The sequence below is a fragment of the uncultured Cyclobacterium sp. genome, from assembly GCF_963977555.1.
GTDB lineage: Bacteria > Bacteroidota > Bacteroidia > Cytophagales > Cyclobacteriaceae > Cyclobacterium.
In genome coordinates this window covers 61,014-82,255 of record NZ_CAXBPD010000016.1, presented here as the reverse complement: position 1 = coordinate 82,255, position 21,242 = coordinate 61,014, and the positions used below count along the sequence as shown (strand labels likewise).

The 21,242-nt window shown below is 36.6% G+C and carries 15 protein-coding genes; 13 read left to right on the top strand and 2 right to left on the bottom strand.

Annotated features, from left to right (window positions below):
• Positions 1–197: 197 nt before the first annotated feature.
• From AAC073_RS18310 to AAC073_RS18300, 3 genes are all read left to right on the top strand, one after another.
• Positions 198–518 carry a hypothetical protein gene (locus tag AAC073_RS18310; RefSeq protein ID WP_339925255.1) on the top strand — a complete coding sequence of 107 codons (321 nt, stop codon included), beginning with the start codon at positions 198–200 and terminating at the stop codon, positions 516–518.
• 109 nt (positions 519–627) lie between these two features.
• Positions 628–2,232, top strand: a complete 1,605-nt coding sequence (locus AAC073_RS18305) for a SulP family inorganic anion transporter (RefSeq protein WP_339925254.1) — start codon at positions 628–630, stop codon at positions 2,230–2,232.
• A gap of 194 nt (positions 2,233–2,426) precedes the next feature.
• Positions 2,427–3,077 carry a carbonic anhydrase family protein gene (locus AAC073_RS18300; RefSeq protein WP_339925253.1) on the top strand — a complete coding sequence of 217 codons (651 nt, stop codon included), beginning with the start codon at positions 2,427–2,429 and terminating at the stop codon, positions 3,075–3,077.
• A gap of 137 nt (positions 3,078–3,214) precedes the next feature.
• Here the strand turns inward: AAC073_RS18300 and AAC073_RS18295 are convergent, their stop codons facing one another.
• A complete protein-coding gene (locus AAC073_RS18295; RefSeq protein WP_339925252.1) occupies positions 3,215–3,853 on the bottom strand; it encodes a hypothetical protein in 639 nt (212 codons plus the stop codon).
• A 337-nt stretch (positions 3,854–4,190) separates the two neighbouring features.
• Positions 4,191–5,510 carry an alginate export family protein gene (locus AAC073_RS18290; protein WP_339925251.1) on the bottom strand — a complete coding sequence of 440 codons (1,320 nt, stop codon included), beginning with the start codon at positions 5,508–5,510 and terminating at the stop codon, positions 4,191–4,193.
• Positions 5,511–6,151: 641 nt separating this feature from the next.
• Here AAC073_RS18290 and AAC073_RS18285 point away from each other — a divergent pair.
• From AAC073_RS18285 to AAC073_RS18240, 10 genes are all read left to right on the top strand, one after another.
• Positions 6,152–8,521: a PSD1 and planctomycete cytochrome C domain-containing protein gene (locus AAC073_RS18285; protein ID WP_339925250.1), complete on the top strand. Its 2,370-nt coding sequence runs from the start codon at positions 6,152–6,154 to the stop codon at positions 8,519–8,521.
• A gap of 6 nt (positions 8,522–8,527) precedes the next feature.
• The gene (locus AAC073_RS18280; protein WP_339925249.1) at positions 8,528–9,988 is read left to right on the top strand and encodes a DUF1501 domain-containing protein; all 1,461 of its coding nucleotides are present in this window, start codon (positions 8,528–8,530) and stop codon (positions 9,986–9,988) included.
• A gap of 250 nt (positions 9,989–10,238) precedes the next feature.
• Entirely contained in the window at positions 10,239–12,077 is a 1,839-nt protein-coding gene (locus tag AAC073_RS18275) for a sialidase family protein (RefSeq protein ID WP_339925248.1), read from the top strand.
• A gap of 542 nt (positions 12,078–12,619) precedes the next feature.
• Positions 12,620–13,384: a GDSL-type esterase/lipase family protein gene (locus tag AAC073_RS18270; RefSeq protein ID WP_339925247.1), complete on the top strand. Its 765-nt coding sequence runs from the start codon at positions 12,620–12,622 to the stop codon at positions 13,382–13,384.
• 117 nt (positions 13,385–13,501) lie between these two features.
• Positions 13,502–14,365, top strand: coding sequence for a helix-turn-helix transcriptional regulator (locus AAC073_RS18265; RefSeq protein ID WP_339925246.1), 864 nt, complete (start codon positions 13,502–13,504; stop codon positions 14,363–14,365).
• 100 nt (positions 14,366–14,465) lie between these two features.
• The gene (locus tag AAC073_RS18260) at positions 14,466–15,428 is read left to right on the top strand and encodes an MBL fold metallo-hydrolase (protein ID WP_339925245.1); all 963 of its coding nucleotides are present in this window, start codon (positions 14,466–14,468) and stop codon (positions 15,426–15,428) included.
• A 168-nt stretch (positions 15,429–15,596) separates the two neighbouring features.
• Positions 15,597–16,238, top strand: coding sequence for a class I SAM-dependent methyltransferase (locus AAC073_RS18255; protein WP_339925244.1), 642 nt, complete (start codon positions 15,597–15,599; stop codon positions 16,236–16,238).
• Positions 16,239–16,410: 172 nt separating this feature from the next.
• Positions 16,411–16,986: a ferric reductase-like transmembrane domain-containing protein gene (locus AAC073_RS18250; RefSeq protein ID WP_339925243.1), complete on the top strand. Its 576-nt coding sequence runs from the start codon at positions 16,411–16,413 to the stop codon at positions 16,984–16,986.
• A 733-nt stretch (positions 16,987–17,719) separates the two neighbouring features.
• A complete protein-coding gene (locus AAC073_RS18245) occupies positions 17,720–18,511 on the top strand; it encodes an endonuclease/exonuclease/phosphatase family protein (protein ID WP_339925242.1) in 792 nt (263 codons plus the stop codon).
• 632 nt (positions 18,512–19,143) lie between these two features.
• Positions 19,144–21,138: an LruC domain-containing protein gene (locus AAC073_RS18240; protein WP_339925241.1), complete on the top strand. Its 1,995-nt coding sequence runs from the start codon at positions 19,144–19,146 to the stop codon at positions 21,136–21,138.
• Positions 21,139–21,242: the final 104 nt, after the last annotated feature.

The window sequence follows — 21,242 nt, the reverse complement described above, 5'->3', positions numbered from 1 at the left end:
GATCGATTGTTAAGATTCTGCTTTAGAAATGCCTATTGTTAAAGATTTGATTCTTAACTAAAAACCTTTTTCATTATTTTAAAATAACAGCCCTTTTTAAACTAAAAGAGCAAAAAAGTAGAAAAAATCTAAACATTTTTAAATAGGATTCGTTAAATTTTGTGTTATTCACTATATTGCGTTCTCAAATTTTAAGATTGATATTCGATAAAAGAACATATAGAAACATTGCTTTTGCATTTTTAGGAATTTTCCTATCCTTGTTGTTTGTGCCTACCATTATAGTCACTGCAATAGATGAAGATGTAAATATTTCTATGATTTTTTCATTTGCTGAAGAGGAAACAAAAGAGAATGAAGTAAAAAGTGAATTGGACATTGACGATTTTTTTACGTCCGATAATTTCCTACCTGAACATTCTTTCATTAGCAAATTTTCATCTAGCATTAATTTTCAAACGATATTATCAAGTCTCCATAGTCCGGGCATAATTGTCCCACCTCCTGAGTTTTCATAATTCTTCCGTTAGTCCATGGCGATTCTCATTGTCATTGGTTTTTTATCTATCTGCCTAATCAAATATTAATTTTGTTAAGGTAAGAATTTTAAACTCATAATAATTTTACATGAAAAGTAATAATCTATTTGCACATCTAAAATCAGATGTTGCATCAGGTTTGGTAGTATTCTTAGTGGCACTGCCATTGTGTTTGGGAATAGCATTGGCATCTGGTGCACCATTATTTTCAGGAATCATTACTGGAATCATTGGTGGTATCGTTGTTGGATTCTTAAGTCAGTCTCACATTAGTGTCTCAGGTCCTGCAGCTGGCTTGACGGCAATAGTATTTGTTGCCATAGCTGATCTTGGCTATGAATCCTTTCTAATTGCTGTTATTTTAGCCGGCGCTATGCAATTGCTTTTAGGCTTATTGAAAGCAGGAACTATTTCAAATTATTTCCCTTCAAATGTAATCGAAGGAATGCTTGCAGGGATAGGAGTAATTATATTTATCCAGCAAATCCCCCTTGCCTTGGGTTCTGACGTTGAAATCAGTTCTGGACTAGGGATTTTTGCAGATATATTTGCGGCCTTTCAGGACATACAGCCTGGAATTCTAATTATAACAGTTGCTTCTTTGGCCGTACTTATCACATGGCAAAAAACGCCTGCTTTGAAAAAGCTAAAATTAGTTCCTGGGGCATTGGTGGCTGTTATAACGGGGATAGTCATAAACGGAATATTTATTTTAACTGATAGTACCTTTGCAGTCACCTCTGAATATTTGGTTAGCCTTCCTGTTCCTAAGAGTATAGAAGAATTTAAAGGAATATTTGTTTCTCCATCCTATGAGGCCATTTTTAATCCTGGCGTATGGATTGTTGCCATAACCATCACCATAGTTGCCTCTATAGAAACCCTTCTATGCATAGAAGCGACTGAAAGATTGGATCCATTAAAAAGATTTGTCAATACAAATGTCGAATTAAAAGCACAGGGTGTAGGGAATATCATAAGTGGGATTTTAGGAGGTTTGCCCATGACTTCTGTTGTTGTAAGGTCTTCCGCCAACGCAAATTCTGGGGCGAAAACCAAGATGTCAGCTATTATACATGGTTTTCTTCTGCTTATTTGCGTGTTGAGTATACCTGCTTTTCTTAATATGATTCCTATGGCAACACTTGCAGCCATTTTATTAACGATCGGGTATAAATTGGCAAATCCTGCTACTTTTAAACATTTTTGGGAGCGGGGAAAATATCAGTTCATTCCATTTATATTGACCTTATTGGCCGTAGTTTTCCTTGGTTTGTTAAATGGGGTAGCTTTGGGAATGATAATTAGTGTGATTTTCATTCTTAGGGGTAATATTAAAAAAGCTTACTTTTTTAGAAAAGAGGAATATTCAAGTGGTGATGTTATTCATGTTGATTTGGCGCAAGAAGTTTCTTTTCTTAACAAGGCGGCAATTAAACTTACCTTAAATAAGCTCCCTAATAATTCCAATGTTATCATAAATGCCTCCGATACAGTATACATCGCCCAAGATGTTTTGGATTTAATTTATGAATTTAAGATGGTGAATGCTGAGGAAAAAGGTATAAAGGTTATTTTAGTAGGTTTTAAAGATGCCTATCGCCTTGACAACGATATTGATACGAATAATAAAGTTTACATAGACAAGAATCTTTTGTCAGAAGAAAAAATCAGCCAGTTATTTAACAATTAATTTTACTAGGAATAGTAATTGGATGTTTGCTGAATTCTATAAGGAAATTTGACTGTCGTGAACTTAAAAATTAGTCTTATAATTTGGATGGAAAGCAACAAAGCGTCAAGATTTATATTAATTTCACCAATAATTCAATTATTATTTTCCTTTTTTGGATGTATTGAGACCCATATTATAAAAGAAACTAAACAATGAAAGCACATACCGCAGAAACCCAGGCCACAATGACACCAGCCAAGGCTCTGACCATTTTAAAAGAAGGCAACCAAAGATTTGTAAGTAATCTTAAAATTAATAGAAACCTACTAGAGCAAGTAAATGACACCAAAGATGGGCAGTTTCCTTTTGCAGTTGTCTTGAGTTGTATTGATAGTCGGACATCAGCCGAATTGGTTTTTGACCAAGGCTTGGGCGACATTTTTAGTGTTAGAATTGCTGGGAATGTTATAAATAAGGACATTTTGGGAAGCATGGAATTTGCCTGTAAGCTTGCTGGATCAAAGCAAATAGTAGTGCTAGGTCATAGTAAATGCGGTGCAATAAAAGGTGCATGTGCAGGCGTAAAAATAGGAAACCTAACAGGTTTATTGGATAAGGTTAATCCTGCTATTGATGACGTTACAAGCAAAATGCCTGGTACTGAAAAAACCGACGCGGCTTTTATTAGAGCTGTTGAAAAGCAGAACGTAATTTCTACCATGGATTTGATATTACAAGAAAGCCCTGTTTTAAGAGAGCTTTATGAAAATGGCGAAATTGGAATGACGGGTGGTTATTATGATGTGGATACCGGAGAGGTAGCATTTATGAAAACCGTTATTGGTGAACCTAAAAATAAATAAATATGGGAAAAGCAGTTTTTATAATCTGAAGAATGACCAATCGTTATTCAGTTAAAAACTGCTTTTTCATTTCTTTTTTATAGTATCCTTTAAAACGAGATTTTAAGTTCATTTTGAACTCATCTTCACAAAAATCTTTAGAGATAAAACTCTTCTTTGTATTTTGGTGATTTAATTTTTACTTTTTTTAGGTTCCTATTGCTTAGGTTTATCTTTACCCCTTTGTAATAGAATGATTCTGCTTCCGTTTTATAGATTTCCTGATCTTTCTCACAATCTTCGTATTCTTTTTTGTAGTTAATTTTTCCCGTGGAGATATTGAAATCAAAATTTGCCCAATATTCACAAAGTTTGCCATAAACACTAGTATGGCCTATAAGTTCAAACTGATTGTTTTGAAACCGGTATTTGTCTTTATAAAACCATTTCCAACTACTACCACCTGAAAAACTTATTGTCAAAATTCCATTATCAATTGCTATTTCTTCGAAAGGATCACCCATAATGCCGCCCTCCTGACTTTTTAAAATGGCTTTGCTCGATTTTTGCCAGACCGTCCATTTTCCGGCATAACATTTTAGCACTTGAATTTCCCTGACATTTCCATATTCAGAAGGTTGGGAAGTTTCAAATACGCGGACTTTTTCGTTTACCTTATCCTTGTCCAAATCTCCCTCAATTTCAGCAAGCAATTCATAACCATTTGGAATGCTAATTTCCTGTCCAAAAGAAAAAGTGTTTAAGAAAAGTAATGCAAGAACAATCGGTAGTTTCATTAGAGTAGGGTATAGGTTCAAGTCTAAATATTCTTCGTTCTAAAGAGAAACGCTTTTATAGTAGCAAAATAGGAGGGATAATGGTCGTTCAACCTGCTTCATATTTTCTATCACCTTTGTAAGGACTTCAATTTTTTTTCACTTGCAAAGCTTTTATATATTTCCTGGCATCCATGGTCTTGCCCAGTTTTATTCTATTGGGAATTAATTTTATTATACAAAACCAAAATTTAGCATTCTATTCAATCGCTCTAGTAAGCAATATTGGCTCTCGATGAATTTAACCTAGAAAGAAATTTGAAATGAACACATGCCATTGGGTCTATGGATAACTTATTTATAGTGGAACTCCTATAAATTTGACTTTATTATTTGGCCTGAATACAAACATTATATAAGCCCAATTCTGATTGTTTTTGAGGCTACCATTGTTCTGAACATGTTTAAAAGTATCAGATGCAATGAATTGACTATAACCTGCTTGAATGGAAATGGATTCACTGATCACCTTACCGAAAGAAAGGTCAATCTCCGAACCAAAACCCTTGTCCAACGCTGGACCACTATAAAGCTCTTCGAGTATGGTTGCAGAACTGGCTAAATGATGGTAATCCCCTTGTATCCAAAAGTTCGCATCAAAATTGTACCGCGACCTGAGATAAATGTCCCTCAAACCTACAAAATTAATATGATTACCCACGTAGAACAAATCCATAAAACCGTTAAAGGCATGGTTGGTCCCATAAAGAGGTGCGAATGACTTGTTTTTCTGTTGGTCATTTGTTGGTGTTCCACTTAACAGTTCAAAGCCTGCAGTAACAGTATATTTTGTTCCCGATTCCTTATTTTCAGTTAATTTTTGGGTGATATGTGCACTTAAATCGTAAGCAGAAGTTGACCTATTGAAGACGTCTTTTCCAATTTGGTAATAGAAATAGCCAGAAAGCTGTGTTGCTGAAAGAGTGTATTTTAGGGTTGGTAAGGCCAATGTTTGTAAATAGCGGATTCCTTGACTCGTGTAGTTAATATTATTTGTTTCCTGGTACTGCCTACCATCATTCCAAAAGAGTAGGGCGTAGGTAAATTTACCTGCATTGTTTTCATATCGGGCAAATTGTGCAGCTTTGTATTGATTGGGTGTAGTAAAAAGATGGTCACTAATTTTTTGGCTGTCCTGATTAAAACCAAAACCAAAATGGAATTTGGCATTTTGGTTTTCGTACTTCATCAAAGCAAATTCGTGGGACCTTGCTTGAAGGGCCCAATCCAAGTTGCCTAAAAACCTTGCATTGTCATAATTTAACTCTTGTCTTCCCAGTTTTAGCTTCCAGTTTTTACCAAAATTAACCTCAGCCCAGGCCTCATGTACAGACAAATAATTGTCCGAAGTATTGGCCGTAGAACTACTTCCCCATGTACGGACATCCTGTATGCTCATGAAAAAATTAAGTCGATCGATCTTATAATTCGCTTGAATTCTTGCCCTGTGCGCTATAAAACCTGCGGGATCTGCATTTTCATTTAGCAACTTATTGTATCCATGACGGTATTCGCTACGGACAAGCATCTGCCCATCAAATGAAAATTGAGCAAAGCTGTATTGCTGGAAGAAGAACAATAAAATTGTTGCTACAATCTTAAAAATAAATCTTTTCATAATAATTGGATTTAATGAGCTGTCTATGGAATACTGATTGTCTGAATTGATTATTTGCGCATTTGCCTGATTGTTTTTAGTTCGGACCTTTTTTTACTTGACTCGTAGAGACTTTTTACTCATAGGGGAGCCATTTCACTAAATTTCCCCGTTATCGAGACCATAAAATTCTATACTGAAATAATCAATACTTGCTATTTACCTTCATAGCCATCGCTATAATTGGTCATCGAAAATAAGCCATCATTACTTATAGAAACCTGATAAAATTCAGTCTTGAAACTGATTTTTCTCTATCCTTCAGGTCGAATAAACAAGGTGACAAAATAATATATGGATAAAAACAAAATTTATCAAAATTTAGTACTATTAAAAATTTATAATTTAAATTTTTAATAAAAATTATTTTGTTATTGAAGTAGGGATGCGTGAGCTGATAGGGTAAAATAATATCCAAAATTATAAAAGATTGCAACATAGCTCACTTTACTTTAGCCTATGGATAATTGTTTGGAATTTTAAAGATGCTAGGTGCATATGTACTATAAATAAAACCTTTTAAAAAAGTTAATTTTGAGATGCCTGCTGTTCTTATTATATTCAACATGTTCTCTTCTGTGTTTGAACTGGTATGAAAAAAAATGAAAAAGAAGAGAGAACTTATACCAATGAAAAAGAATAAACAAACCAACTTAATTATTAACCTATCGTTTGGGTTTATCTTCCTTTCAATCGTTGGATGTGCCAGTAAAGAGGCGGGAGAAGCAGGTCTGGAGCCGTTTCCAGATGTGGTAAGTTATAATTTTCACATACGCCCCATTCTTTCCGACAATTGCTATGCTTGTCATGGACCTGATGCCAATGCGAGAGAAGCAGGATTAAGGTTGGACTTGGAAAGTGAAGCCTACATGGCTTTGGCAGAAAACCCAGATGCCTATGCTTTTGTTCCGGGTAAACCGCACCAATCAGAGGTTTACCTTCGTATCAATTCAGACGATGAGAGCCAAATTATGCCTCCTGCTGATTCAAACCTCAAATTGACCAATAGAGAGGTGGAACTAATAAAAAAATGGATAAAAGATGGGGCAGTTTATGAGAAACACTGGGCTTTTGAACCTCCCAAATACATTGAGCTTCCTAAGGTAAAAGAAAAGAATTGGGTGGTCAATGAGATTGACTATTTCATCCTTAAAAAGCAGGAAGGTTTAGGATTGCATCCCAATATTCCCGCAACCAAAGAAAATATACTCAAAAGATTGAGTTTTGACCTAACAGGCTTGCCACCAACGTTGGAAATGATGGATGAGTTTAATAACAATGAAGATCCTAAAGCCTATGAAGCCATGGTGGATTATTTGTTGGCCCAAAATTCGTTTGGTGAGCGGATGGCCGTTTATTGGATGGATATCGCCAGGTATGCAGATTCTTATGGCTATCAATTGGATAATTTTAGAACCCAATGGGCATGGAGAGATTGGGTAATCCATGCTTTCAATAAAAATTTATCCTTTAAAGATTTTATTACTTGGCAACTGGCTGGTGACCTATTAGAAAATCCTACCAAAGAACAAATTTTAGCTACCGGTTTCAATAGGAACCATAAAATAACTGAGGAGGGAGCTGTGGATGAGGAGGAATACCGAATAACCTACGTGACCGATAGAACCAATACTGTAGGCAAAGCGTTGCTGGGCATTACTTATGAATGCGCAGCCTGCCATGACCATAAATTTGATCCTATCTCCCAGAAGAATTATTATGAAATGTTTTCTTTTTTCAATAATATCGATGAGTTGAGGACCTCTACAAGCCCGATTGATCCACTGGCTGGTACACCTAATTCCTATGCCAAAAAGCCTTTTATAGAAATTACAGATGAAGATGCAGAAGGCATCTTATCCTTTGTGAATAAAAAGGATACCAGCACTTTAATTGTTTCAGTAATGGGTGAATTGGATACAATCCGGAACAATTATATATTAGAAAGAGGCGTTTTCAATGCTTTTGGAGAAGCCGTATATCCTTCGACCCCAGAATCCATTTTAAGCTTCGATGCCAAATACCCCAAAAGCAGACTAGGCCTGGCCAGGTGGTTATTTGATGAAAAGAACCCACTTACATCCAGGGTTTTTGTGAACAAAGTTTGGAAAGAGTTTTTTGGAAGAGGAATAGTCAACACCACTGGTGATTTTGGCATGCAAGGAGAATTACCCAGTCATCCAGAACTGTTGGACTGGCTGGCCATTGATTTTGTGGAAAATGGCTGGAACATGAAACGGCTGATAAAGCAAATCGTGATGTCTGCGACCTATAGGCAATCTGTTACTATAAGTCAGCAAAAGAGGAACCGTGATTCGGAAAATAAATACTATACCTATGCTTCCCGCAATCATTTGAAAGCTGAGTTTATTAGAAACATGGTATTGGCCTCCAGTGGACTTTTGGTGCCGGAAATTGGTGGACGTAGTGTAAAACCTTACCAACCGGACGGCCTTTGGGAGGCTGCGACTGCTGGAGGCTCTACTTTAGCTGAATATACCCAGGACCATGGCGAAGATCTTTACAGAAGGGGCTTGTATACTTTTATGAAAAGGACAGTACCGGCACCTTCTATGTTGATCTTTGATGCGAGCAACAGGGATCAATGTGAAACCGAACGATCCTTTACCAATACTCCATTGCAGGCATTGGTAATGCTGAATGACCCTACAGTGCTTGAGGCTTCCAGAGTTCTGGCTTCCAAACTGCTCAGCGAAAAATCAACCGATAAGGAGAAAATAAGCCAAGCATTTCGATTAATTCTTTGTAGAAAACCCAAAGCCAAAGAGTTGGCACTGTTGGAAACCTACTATAAAAACAAGCTGAATTCTACTTCGGAGGAGGATGCCCTTGAATTGGCATCGATAGGTGAATATCCACAGGATGAAAATGTGAATCGGGTACCTGTAGCTGCCCTTATGCAAGTAATCTCTACTATGTACAATATGGAGGAATCCATAAGCAGATCTTAAAAAAATATGGAGAAGGAGATTTTAGAATATGGGTTGAATAGAAACAGAAGAAGGTTTTTGTCAAAATTGAGTTTGGGTATTGGAAGTGTAGCCTTAGGCTCATTGCTTATGCCCGACCTGTTCGACCGAGTCAGAGGGGACAATGACTTGGAAATGGCCATTCCGGGTTTACCTGACTTTGCACCAAAAGCAAAGCGGGTGATTTACCTGTTCCAAAATGGTGCCCCTTCCCAATTGGAGTCTTTTGATTACAAACCCAAACTTAGGGACATGCAGGGTCAGGATTTACCTGCCTCTATCCGTGGGGACCAAAGACTTACTGGCTTTACCGCTAACCAGGATTCGTTGCCTCTGGTAGGCTCTTTTGTGGACTTCAAACAATACGGGGAATCCAGGGCTTGGGTAAGCGACCTATTCCCCAAAACGGCTGAAATTGTCGATGACATTTGCATACTCAAATCCATGCATACTGAGGCCATCAATCACGACCCTGCCCTGACCTTTTTTCAAACTGGGGCCCAGCAAGGAAACCGACCAAGTATGGGTTCATGGTTGAGTTATGGCCTGGGAAGTGAAAACCAAAACCTGCCTTCTTTTACGGTATTGATTTCAAGAGGTGAAGGCAATAGTCAGGGGGTTTATTCAAAATTGTGGTCCAATGGATTTCTTGATTCAATACACCAAGGGGTACAATTCAGTAGTGGGGAAGACCCAGTATTGTACCTTAAAGACCCAAAAGGACTAAACCGATCCGACAGGCGTCAAATGTTGGATAAATTGGCTCAATTGAACCAGTGGTCTTATGAAGACATCCATGATCCCGAGATCAACACCAAAATTCAGCAATATGAAATGGCCTACCGCATGCAAACTACGGTGCCTGAAACATTGGATATTTCCAAAGAACCCCAAAGCATCATAGACATGTATGGGGAAGACTGTAAAAAGCCTGGAACTTTTGCTGCCAATTGTTTGCTGGCTAGAAAATTATCAGAAAATGGGGTGCGTTTTGTTCAACTCTATCACCAGGGTTGGGATCAGCATGTGAATTTACCAAAAGAGATCACCGGCCAAGCGATGGATGTGGATCAGGCTTCTGCTGCCTTGGTAAAAGACCTTAAGCAAAGGGGTTTATTGGATGAAACATTGGTTGTTTGGGGAGGAGAATTTGGGCGGACCAACTTCAGTCAGGGAGAAATAACCAAAGACAATTACGGAAGAGACCACCATCCAAGGTGTTTTAGCATATGGATGGCAGGAGGGGGTGTTAAACCTGGAATCGTTTATGGCGAAACGGATGAGTTTGGCTACAACATAACGAAGAATCCTGTCCACGTGCATGACTTTCAAGCAACGCTTTTACACCAACTTGGACTGGATCATGAGAAGTTGGTCTACAAACACCTGGGCAGAAGGTTTAGGTTAACCGATGTTTCAGGGCATGTGGTTAAGGATATATTGACCTAGTCTATGAATGACAACTAGGAAAGTTTAACTTCCATTTCTGGTTATAATTGATCGCTTTAAAAAGAACCCTCGATTTACTTCCGTGACAAATTATTTTACGCATAAACCAACAAATATTCAATTTCAAACCTTAACAAACAGCCAAAAATTTATGCATAGGTTTTACAATTTTTTCAACTCTTCGATCTATAGATTTTCTTATATAAGCCATAGTTTCCCCTTGGGGTCGATGGTTTTAATTTGTGTTTTGATGGGAAGTTTAATGACGGTGAATGCCCAGTCGAACGATTGGAGAAATATTAAAAATGGTACCATCATACCTGACAAAAGCTATAGTGATCAGCCTTATATCGTAAAAACGGAGGATGGAGCATGGTTGTGCGTGATGACCACCGGATCTGGCCATGAAGGAGCGGCTGGGCAACAGATTATTAGTCAACGCAGTTTTGATCAGGGTAAAACCTGGGAAGAAATAGTTGAAGTAGAACCGGATAATGGGCCAGAGGCTTCCTATGCCGTACTTTTAAAAGCTCCTTCTGGACGAATATATGTGTTCTACAACCACAATACCGATAACATCAGAGAAGTCAAAGGAGATGACCCACCTTATAAAGATGGGATTGTAAAGAGAGTAGATAGTCAGGGCTATTATGTTTTTAAATATTCGGATGACGATGGAAAATCCTGGTCCCAGAAAAGGTATACAATACCCGTTAGGGAATTTGAAATCGACAGAAACAACCCTTACAAAGGAGATATAAGATTTTTTTGGAATGTAGGGAAGGCTTTTGCTCACGAAGGAAGTGCTTTTGTTCCCTTGACTAAAGTAGGTGGATTTGGAAATGGTTTTTTTACCTCAAATGAAGGTGTCTTATTAAAAAGTGACAACCTTTTAACCGTGTCTGATCCAGCTAATGCCAATTGGAATACCTTACCTGAAGGAGACATAGGCCTGAGAACGCCAGAGAATGGCGGGCCAATAGCAGCAGAGCATAGCTATTCCGTGTTAAGTGATGGTTCTTTTTTTGTGGTTTACCGCTCATTGGATGGGCATCCGGTGTACAGTTACAGTAGGGATCAGGGGAAAACCTGGGACAAACCGCAATACATGAAGTTTGCAGATGGCCGCTTGATGAAAAATCCAAGGGCAGCCAATTTTGCCTGGAAATGTGAAAATGGTAAATACCTCTACTGGTTTCACAACCATGGGGGCAAGTTTATCAGAGAACATCCCAATCCAGGATCAATCGGCTACAATGACCGAAATCCGGTTTGGATGGCAGGAGGCGTGGAAGTAGATGGCGAAGGTGGGAAAGTGATTCAATGGAGCCAACCGGAGATTTTACTATACGATGATGATCCATTGGTGCGAATGAGTTATCCTGACCTGATGGAAGAGGGTGGTAACTATTTTATTACCGAAACGCAGAAAGACATTGCACGTGTCCACCAAATTGACAATGCCTTTCTGGAGCGCCTATGGGGCCAATTTGAATCACCTGTACGGGTGAGGGATGGCTTGCTGATCAATTGGTCAGGCCAGGGTAAAAGCTTACCGCAAAAACTTCCGGCACCAGCTACGCCAACCTTTAGAGTTAGGGATACCAATACCGCTGATTACAGAGGGAAAAGCACCAATGCTGGCTTTACCATAGAACTGGGATTTTTACTTCATGAAATAAAAGAAGGGCAGGTGTTGGCCGATACAAGAGATGCTTCTGGCAAAGGTTGGTGGGTAAGCATTTCGGACAAAAACAACCTTGCTTTTAAGATGAACGATGGACAAACGCATGTTGTTTGGAGCAGTGATCCGAATACCATACAACCAAATACCCAACACCAAGTTAGTACCCTTATAGATGGAGGTCCAAATGTCATAGAATTTGTAACAGATGGCCGTTTCAATGACGGGGGAGAGCACAGGCAATTTGGCTGGGGTCGGTTTAGTCCTTTTTTCCAGTCTGCCGCAGGTTCCAGTACTTTACTGCTAGGATTAAATATTAATGGAGAATTGAATTATTTCAGATGCTTCGATCGGGCTTTGATGGTTTCGGAAGCCATTTCTAGTCAAAGGTTTAAGGAGGAATAGGTGATGGGGTGATTTGGTGATGGGGGTGAGGAAGTGATGTGGTGATTGAGTGAGAAGGGTGATTGTGGGATTGGGTGATGTTGTGATCGAATGGGTGGCTGAGCTGGGTTGAAGGTAGCAAAATGGATCTTTTCCTTAGAATTTTATAAGATTGGAGAAGTTGATAGGCGCCATCACTTTTTTAGGAAAAAGCCACTCATCGAAAGTAGGGTAGAAGCCTTTCTAGTAGAAAAGGTTCTCTCTTTTTGATTATCCACAATTTTAGCTGGAGTCAAAAAATATTACAATAGCGTTCCGTGTACTGTATTAGCTTTATGTAGCCTAAAATACTTGGAGCCCAAAATGACATTATATCCTGATAAATAATAATTATCCCTCTGTTGCAAGTAATGGTTGCACCAAAAGGAAACATGTTTTAACTTAGGTTTAATGATGGTAAGCAAGAACAACAAAGCCAATTGTATAAATAAAAGCGATACCAGGTTTTAAATCAATAAATGTCCAGCAAACGATAAACGGATCATACTAACCTTTAAAAAACAATGAATAAATTTTTACTTTACCTGGTAACTGTCTTTATCGTATTCGGCTGTGAAACCAAAGAGAAAAGCACCGAAGTTGAAATTATAAAGCTCACTGAAACAGTAGAAAACCCTGCTGCAATGGCTGTAAAAAAGGAGGACGAAGGCTGGGTGAAACGGCACGAAACAATATTAGGTCGTCTTAATCAGTATGCTGAATTGATTCTTGTTGGCAATTCTATTTTTCATTCATTGGACAATGAGGACCGAAATGCTGTTTGGGAAAAGTACCTTAATACCTACAAGGCAATAAACATGGGTATTTCCGCAGACAGAACGGAAAATGTGATTTGGAGACTTGAGAATGGTTCACTGGAAAATATAAACCCCAAAGTAGCCCTGCTCTTGATTGGAACGAACAATACCGATGGCAACCATTTTCTAAGTGTGAGTACTGCTGAAGAATTGGCTGGAGGGATTAAGAAAATCTGTACCATACTAAACGAAAAACTGCCCCATACTCAAATCCTTATTATGGGCATTTTACCCTATGGCTACAAACCCAACCATAGAGATAATATCAATAAAGCGACAAACAATATCGTTTCTAAATTCCCTGAGGAGCTACCTAATGTTCATTATATAGACATAAGTTCTGTTTATTACGACGAAAACGGTAAAGTGATTAAGGATCTGATGCCGGACTATTTACATCCTAATGCTGAAGGCCATATGTTAATGTTTGAGGCCCTTGATGGCAAAGTGAAGGAGTTGATGGCGAAATAAAAAGGTAAGCTACTTATAATGGTTTAGTTTCTTTGAATCTATTTTAACTGAAAAACAGCCCATTGGAATTTCCTTCTGAACTTTCATGGATGCTACCTATTACGATATTTATTGCTTTTGAAAAATATTCCCAACATATCATTTCAAAGCTCAGCAGGTGCTACCAATATCGAGTTTCTTAAACTTTCAGAACTTTTTAGCAGGATTCAAGAAGACCCAAACCACGATCCTAAAAGACCACATCGATTGGATTTTTTCGCCTTGTTAATTGTTACCGAAGGTACAGGAACCCATCAGGTGGATTTAAAAAAGTACCCACTTCAAAAAGGATCGGTTGTGAAGATCGCAAAGAATCAAGTGCATGCTTTTGAAGAAGACTTGAATTATCAGGGTTATATGGTTGTGTTTACCGAAGAATTTGTTCTTAAGTACTTTTCCAGGTCATCGATCGATTTTCTTTCTCATCTCTACAATTATCATGTTTCAGAGCCCTTGGTAGAGGAAAGTTCATACAATGAATCTTTTCTTTTTGATGCTTTAGAAGCGCTTAACTCAGAAAATCATTACGCGAAAATGAACATTGTTGCCAAGCTATTGGAGCTTTATTTGCTGCGATTAGACCAACAAAGTCAAGGAGCATTTAGGCGTAATATTAAAAATGATTTTCATCAGATTTTTACCCACTTCAAAAATTTAGTAGAAAAAAGTTACACGGAGACCCGTAATGTAAAGGATTATGCGGGTTGGTTAAACATATCTCCTAAGCACTTAAACCAAGTTATAAGGGAAGTGACATTGGATACGGCCAAAACCTTTATTGACCAATATGTGATTTTGGAAATTAAACGAAGTATTCTTAGCACCGATAAAAGTTTAAAAGAAGTGGCATTCAGCACTGGATTTGAAGAAGTGACCAATTTTACAAAGTTCTTTAAAAAACATACCCACCTTTCTCCAAAGGAATTCAAAACCCATAGCTAAAGCTCTCGGTTACACATTTACCATTTTTACTTCCATTTTGATAAAAACCAATACTTCTGTATTTCTCACCTTTGCTTCATCAATTTAAAGCAAATAAAAAATGAAGTATTTAAGATTAAACCTTTGGGGAATGGCATTGATTGCTTTGGCCCTGTTTACCGCTTGTGACAATGATGATGACAAAAGTCCAGGCATTGAAATGGTAGATTTTGGCGCATCACCTTCCAGTGCATTGATTAGCACTGGTGAAGTAAATGTTATCACTGAAAATACGGTACGTTATCATACCTTTAACTTTGATGTTGCTCCTTACACCGTAACACTAGTAGAGACTAAAAATAACATAGTAATTGTAGATTTAGGACCTGCACCAGTTTTTGCAGACGAGCTGAAAACTTATGTAGATGAAATCAACAAACCAGGAGCTGTGATTATCACTCACAATCATGGAGACCACTATGGAGGTGCAGGAAGCTTTACTGATTGGGATTTTTACGCCGAAACGGCCGTAGCTAATCAGCTAAACAATACTGAAGATTTTACCAATGTATATTCAAAAAATGTAATCGGCATTTCAGGCAACCAAACCATTGGCGAACTAGAATTTACTTTTAATAAGGTATCAAATGCTGAAACAGGAGAGAATGGATACTTTTTCAATGAAGAACACAAAATCTTATTTCCTGGAGATTTGGTTTATAACCTTACCCACATTTATCTCAGGGAATACACTCCGAACGATGCCGATGATGAAATAGACAACTGGGTAACAGGTTTAAATTTGCTAAAAGCTGAATTTTCAAACTACAATCACTTATTTGTTGGACATAACGATTCTCGTTCAGATGTTGCCAAAGTACTTGAAGAAAATATCGATTATTTAATGAACGCGCAAGCCCTTATAAAAGGTAGTCAGCAACTTACCAATGGAGGATATGCAACCAGCCAACAAGAAGTAGTAGATGAATTGCAATTGCTTTACCCCAATTATAAGGTAGGTGGTTTAATGCTTTCTTTACCAGAGGCCTTCTTCCCAGGGGATCCAGGAGCAGATTGGTTTTAATCCAATTTCCAAAGCTAATAGGAAAGAGAGTAGCATATTGAGATGTGATACTTATAAATTGATTGAGTCAGATTAAAAGGACCAGAAAGGCAAAAGCTAACTGTAATTAAAATAGAAGGAATAGGGGGTTGCGACTATCAGGCGGCCCCTATTTAAACGGAAGGAATCGTGATTAGTCAAGAACAAATTCAGATAGAGCAGATCATCCACCAGCTCTATGAAAAAACGAGGTTTGATAAGGTCAAAGCCTTTAAAGGGGTAGCCAAAAGTGCATTTAGACCTATGCAACCCTTAGATTTTAAAGATGTAGCACTATCCATATCAAAAGAACAAGGTGAGCACCTTAAAGAATTGATCATAAAAGATGGACATAAGAACATTGTAGAATTCGGAACATCATTTGGAATATCTACTCTTTTTTTGGCTCAAGGAGCATTGGAAACAAGAGGTCATATTATTACAACCGAACTGATTCAGTCTAAAGCAGAACGTGCCATCAACAGTTTCAAGGAAGCAGGTGTAAACCATATTATTGAAACCAGAATTGGGGATGCAATGGAGACGCTTAAAGGGCATGTCGAACCTATAGACCTCTTGCTACTTGACGGATGGAAAAACCTTTACCTGCCTCTCTTTAGCATGTTGGAAGCTAACTTTCATACCAACACGGTTATTTATGTCGATAACGCTGAAATGGCAGAAACCAATCAATTTTTACAGGTGGTGAAACAGAATAGTAAATACAAATTAAGCTCAGAAGGTAATGGCAGAGTTGTTTTGATAACGATCAAAAAAGATAATAATGAGTAATATTGGCTATTCCCAACTTGTGGCAGCAAATCAAACATAAAGAAAAGGAGAGGAAAGCCCAATATAAGGATGCATTAATGAAAATAGTCCAACTTAAAAAGGTTATGGAAAAGTTTAAAACCCAAGCTAATACGCTGAAAGAAGCATTTAAAACCCCAAAATTAAAAGAAATATGCAGTTTTTGAATAAAAATTATGGTTGGATAATTGTGGCGGCTTTAGCCCTATTGCCACTAATCCCATTAGACAATATGGCAATGGAGAACAGCAAAGAGAATATTGAAATGCTGTACCATATTTCGGGTGAGTTTGCCATTAGATGGATGACCGCTGTATTAACACTAACGCCAATTTTTATCCTTTTTGGGGTAACCAATCTTTTTGTACGCCAGGCTATGGGTATAGCCACTGCCATTTGGAGTATTTTGCACTTTGCCATATTTATAGCTGCTGAGGGATTTTCTGAAACTTTTACCCAAGTAAATTATGTCTTGGGCTTTGTAGCCGTATTGATATTAATTCCGTTACTCTTTACATCCAATCGAAAAGCGATGAAGCGGCTAAAATCAAGCTGGAAAAAGCTGCAAAGCATGGCTTACGTTGCTATTATTCTAAGTTTATTGCATGTGGCTATTTTGGAGAAAACCTGGATTATATATGCTGTTGTGGTAGGTTTAGGCTTTATTGTCAGGATACCAACGGTGAAAGCAACAATTCTTTCCTATCGGCTAAAAAATAAAAACAGTTAGCATATACACATCCCATAGGATATGAAAATTCCATTATGGATAATATTGTTCAAGCACGATTAATCTTGATCATAATTAGTCAAGTGTATAAGTTCTTTCTAGACCATGATGCGGTAAAGGCTTTAGGAATCACCATTAGTAGGTCGAACTGTTATCATTTGTAAAGCTTTTTAAATTGTATCAAAGAAGAAATAGACCATCTGAAATTAATTAGAATGCTTTAAGATGACTCAACTTAAACCTAAAGAAACTGGCATCCATCAGTTATTTTTAAAAAATCTTAACGCACTATAGCTAATTTTCTAAATTGAATACTAAATTACTGAAAGTTTGGATTGAGGATAGGGAAAAAGAGTACCTAAAATTGATCCAATAGACCAGGAACGAAAAAAATAAAGACTGGCTCCCACATTAAAAAAGGAAAATTCAAATAGATTGTGATTATCCATAGCTATTAAAGCCTCAAAAAGCTTCAATTCCTTTATGCTAATTGTATAACGTATAATTAAGTCAACCGATGGAAAAACTTAGAAAGACGATTTACATAATAATTTGTATAATAGCCATAATTGCGGTGTCCTTCACTTTTCTTTCAATTTTAAGAAATACGGATAATCGATTTTTAAAAATGCTCGATTTTCCAAGAATCCAATTTTTTATTGTCCTTTTATCAAGTATAATACTATTCACAGTATACACTAGGAAATGGAAATGGTATGATTATCTGCTAATCATGGGATTAGCAGTTGGTATAATAATTCAAGGTATTTATCTAATTCAATATACAACATTTATTACCAAAACGGTGTCTACTGCAAAAGAGCAAGATTCTGCTACTGATGACCAAATCAGTGTTTTGCTTGTTAATGTAAAAATGAAGAATAGAACTGCCCAATTGCTATTAAATACCATTGAATTAAAGGATCCTGACTTAATTATAACAATGGAAATTGATGATTGGTGGGTGAATCAATTGAAAGCTATTGAAGGGGAATATAAATTCACACAAAAAATGCCCAATAATGTAGCTTATGGGATGTGTCTGTATAGCAAGTTTCCTTTGGAAAATAGCAAGGTCAATTATCTGCAAAATAAAAGAGTTCCTTCATTTGAAAATACTATTCAGCTGGAAAATGGTAATCGTTTTATTTTGCATTCCATTCATCCCGTTCCACCAACCTTATTTGAGGACTTACCTGATAATGAAGGTGAAAAAGAAGTAACCTTGATGAAAATAGGGGAGAAAGTAAAAATGAGCAATTTACCTGCTATAGTTGCTGGTGACATTAATGATGTAAGTTGGGGTGCTACTGATGAATTGACCCATACTGAAAACCTGCTTTATGATATTAGGGTTGGTAGGGGATTTTTCAATAGCTATAATGCCAATAACTTGTTAATGCGTTGGCCTTTGGATCATTTTTTAGTAACTAAAGAATTCAGGGTAATTGCCCTTGAGAGAATGCCAAATATTGGTTCTGACCATTTTCCAATTTATTCAAAATTTTCTCTATCTCCTGAGTAATGAACTACCAATAGGTAAAATTATTGGTAGTTTTCTTCTTTAAAACTTTACACTTGTATTTTTTTGTTGTTTATAAAATGATTTATGTTTTTCAAAAATTATTCCTTATTCATGTTGAATAAAATGCTTGTTACCAGTATTTTATGTAGTTATTTTTTGCTAATTTTACGGACTGACTGTAAGTTTAATTATAGACCCATCTTCTTCGTCTTCAGAGTTAAAAATAAATAAAAACTATCTGAATTTCTTTTAACATATAGGATATTTGGTTTTGAAACCACTTAAAATTTTTTACAAATCATGAATAAATTTATTATTAGCATTGAATTGAACTTTACTTAATAAGTAATTTTTATTATTTAATATAATATCTGAAAAATAATAATTTTAGTATATAACTAAATAAAGAAAAAATATACTATAGTAGCCAGCTACAAAAAGAGTTAAGAATTTGGGTACGATTATTGTTTTATTAGGTATAAGCGGATATTACACCTTAATTAACTCCGTTGTATCCTTTAATATAGGGAAGATATAATTGTAAATTATAATCTTACAGGCCTATTAATATCCTATTATTCTAATATTTAAATATATATTTTTTTAAATTTTAAATAAAACAGCCAAAAACCATGAAGATAAATACCCTTAAATTATTTACAATCAGCTTAAGTATGCTATTACTTAACGGCTGCAACCTTTTTTCTCCAGAAGATAAGGTAGACACAGATATTGATTCCATATCTTTGTCCATTCCAGATGGCTTTGATTTTAGTACCTATCATGATGTTACCATAAATATCACAGATAACGAAGGCTATGCTAAATACGATGTATATGCCTATACTGATGAATTATATGACGCAGGAACTGAAACTTTTGAAGATGAATCGGGTGAAATTGTAACAGAAACAATTTTCAAATCCGATGTTTTAGAAAAACTAATTTTTAGTGGTGTACCAACTGATGGTGTATTGAAACAAACCATTAACCTGCCTAAATTTTATGATCAGGTTTACATCCGTAGAAATGAAAATTTAAGTTATTCTTCATCTGTTGCAGATATTGTAGGGCAAGAAGTAAATTATACCTTTTCAAAAACCACTTCAAGTGCAAGAATTTTAGCAGGAAGTGTGACAGATTATTTATATTGTGTTAATGGTAATGGGCAATTGTTTCAAATTGATCCATTGACAGGTGAACTAACTGATTTATCAACCATGCCAATGGGAAGTTATACTTGTGCCATCGATCAGGAAAACAAAGTTTTGTATTCTATTGGTAAGAAGAATCCTTTTCCATTGATGAAGTATTCAATTGTTGATGACAGTTGGGAAACGGTTGCAAATCTTGGAATGGGTGGCCCGAGATTGGATTATAATTCGGAAGACGGTTTGTTATATTTCGCAGATAATAAAGCAAAACTTTTTACCTTTAACCCTACTACAGGAGCAAATATCGATAAAAAGAACATTTTAGGTTTGCACAATACTACTGGAGGTGATTTGGCTTTTGCTGATGATGGGACACTTTTTATATGTACATTTTCAGGTTTGTATGAATTGGAGTTAAATGATGATGGAGATTATCAAAGCACCAGGTTAAGTGCAGATAATTTGCCATTTACCCCAATATCTATGACTTTTGACTCTAATCAAGAGTTGTATTTAGCTGAGGCTTCAAACAGTGCAGATTTAATTATTATGGATACTCAAACAGGGGGGTGGGAATATAAGTATGGCGCTAGTGCCAATAATAATACAGCTTTTGGTAGGAAAATAAATGACTTGACAACTTTCAGGGTATATTCTGATATTATTGATGAAACTGACTCAGATGGAGACGGAATTTTGGACCAAGACGATGCTTTTCCTGACGATGCAGATGCGGCTTTTGAGTCCTTTACTCCTAGTAAATATGGAAAAGGAACGATTGCATTTGAAGATTTGTGGCCTTCAAATGGTGACTATGATTTCAATGACGCGGCTTTAAGTTACCAAGCAATAGCCATTTTAAATGCTGACAATTTAGCTGTTCGTTTGGATTTTATTTGTAACATAAAGGCAAATGGTGCAGGGTATACCAATGGTATCGGATTAGAAATTGAAGGCCTTTCTCCGTCCAAAATTGAGAGCGTAACAGGTCCATTGTTAAACCAAGGTTATATCAGCGTAAATGACAATGGCACAGAGGCTGGCCAAGAAAGTGCGGTAATAATATTGGCAGATGATGTGGATAATATATTAAATGAAACAACCGTTTCTATCAAATTTGTTGAACCAATAAGTACTTCTGAATTGGGAGTGGCCCCTTTCAACCCTTTTATTATAATAAATAAAGAGAGAGAAAAAGAAGTACATTTACCTTATAGGCACATTACTAGTCTAGGAGATCAAAGCAATGTTTTTCCCGGAGACAATAAAGATCTTGATGGTAATTTTATATCTGAAAATGGTTACCCATGGGCCATTAGCATTATTCATGATTTTAAAGTACCCAAAGAGAAAGTTGATATAACTACAGCCTATAATTATTTTAGCTCTTGGGCTGAATCCGGTGGTGCAACTGATGAAGATTGGTACAAAGATAATCCAGGAAATAGAAATGAAGATTTGTTAGATGATTAAAAGCATTTTATAAATAAATGATAATTACTACCCTGAGGTTTTGCTTCAGGGTTTTTTTATTTAAAAATTTAATGGCTAATGTTATTTTGCTTACTTTTTCGACA

Bases quoted from the DNA above. Each gene is read 5' to 3' on its own strand.
- AAC073_RS18240 (WP_339925241.1), top strand. From the start codon at position 19,144: ATGAAGATAAATACCCTTAAATTATTTACAATCAGCTTAAGTATGCTA.
- AAC073_RS18305 (WP_339925254.1), top strand. From the start codon at position 628: ATGAAAAGTAATAATCTATTTGCACATCTAAAATCAGATGTTGCATCA.
- AAC073_RS18290 (WP_339925251.1), bottom strand. From the start codon at position 5,510: ATGAAAAGATTTATTTTTAAGATTGTAGCAACAATTTTATTGTTCTTC.
- AAC073_RS18270 (WP_339925247.1), top strand. From the start codon at position 12,620: ATGAATAAATTTTTACTTTACCTGGTAACTGTCTTTATCGTATTCGGC.
- AAC073_RS18250 (WP_339925243.1), top strand. From the start codon at position 16,411: ATGCAGTTTTTGAATAAAAATTATGGTTGGATAATTGTGGCGGCTTTA.
- AAC073_RS18285 (WP_339925250.1), top strand. From the start codon at position 6,152: ATGAAAAAGAAGAGAGAACTTATACCAATGAAAAAGAATAAACAAACC.
- AAC073_RS18295 (WP_339925252.1), bottom strand. From the start codon at position 3,853: ATGAAACTACCGATTGTTCTTGCATTACTTTTCTTAAACACTTTTTCT.
- AAC073_RS18260 (WP_339925245.1), top strand. From the start codon at position 14,466: ATGAAGTATTTAAGATTAAACCTTTGGGGAATGGCATTGATTGCTTTG.
- AAC073_RS18280 (WP_339925249.1), top strand. From the start codon at position 8,528: ATGGAGAAGGAGATTTTAGAATATGGGTTGAATAGAAACAGAAGAAGG.
- AAC073_RS18275 (WP_339925248.1), top strand. From the start codon at position 10,239: ATGGGAAGTTTAATGACGGTGAATGCCCAGTCGAACGATTGGAGAAAT.
- AAC073_RS18245 (WP_339925242.1), top strand. From the start codon at position 17,720: ATGGGATTAGCAGTTGGTATAATAATTCAAGGTATTTATCTAATTCAA.
- AAC073_RS18300 (WP_339925253.1), top strand. From the start codon at position 2,427: ATGAAAGCACATACCGCAGAAACCCAGGCCACAATGACACCAGCCAAG.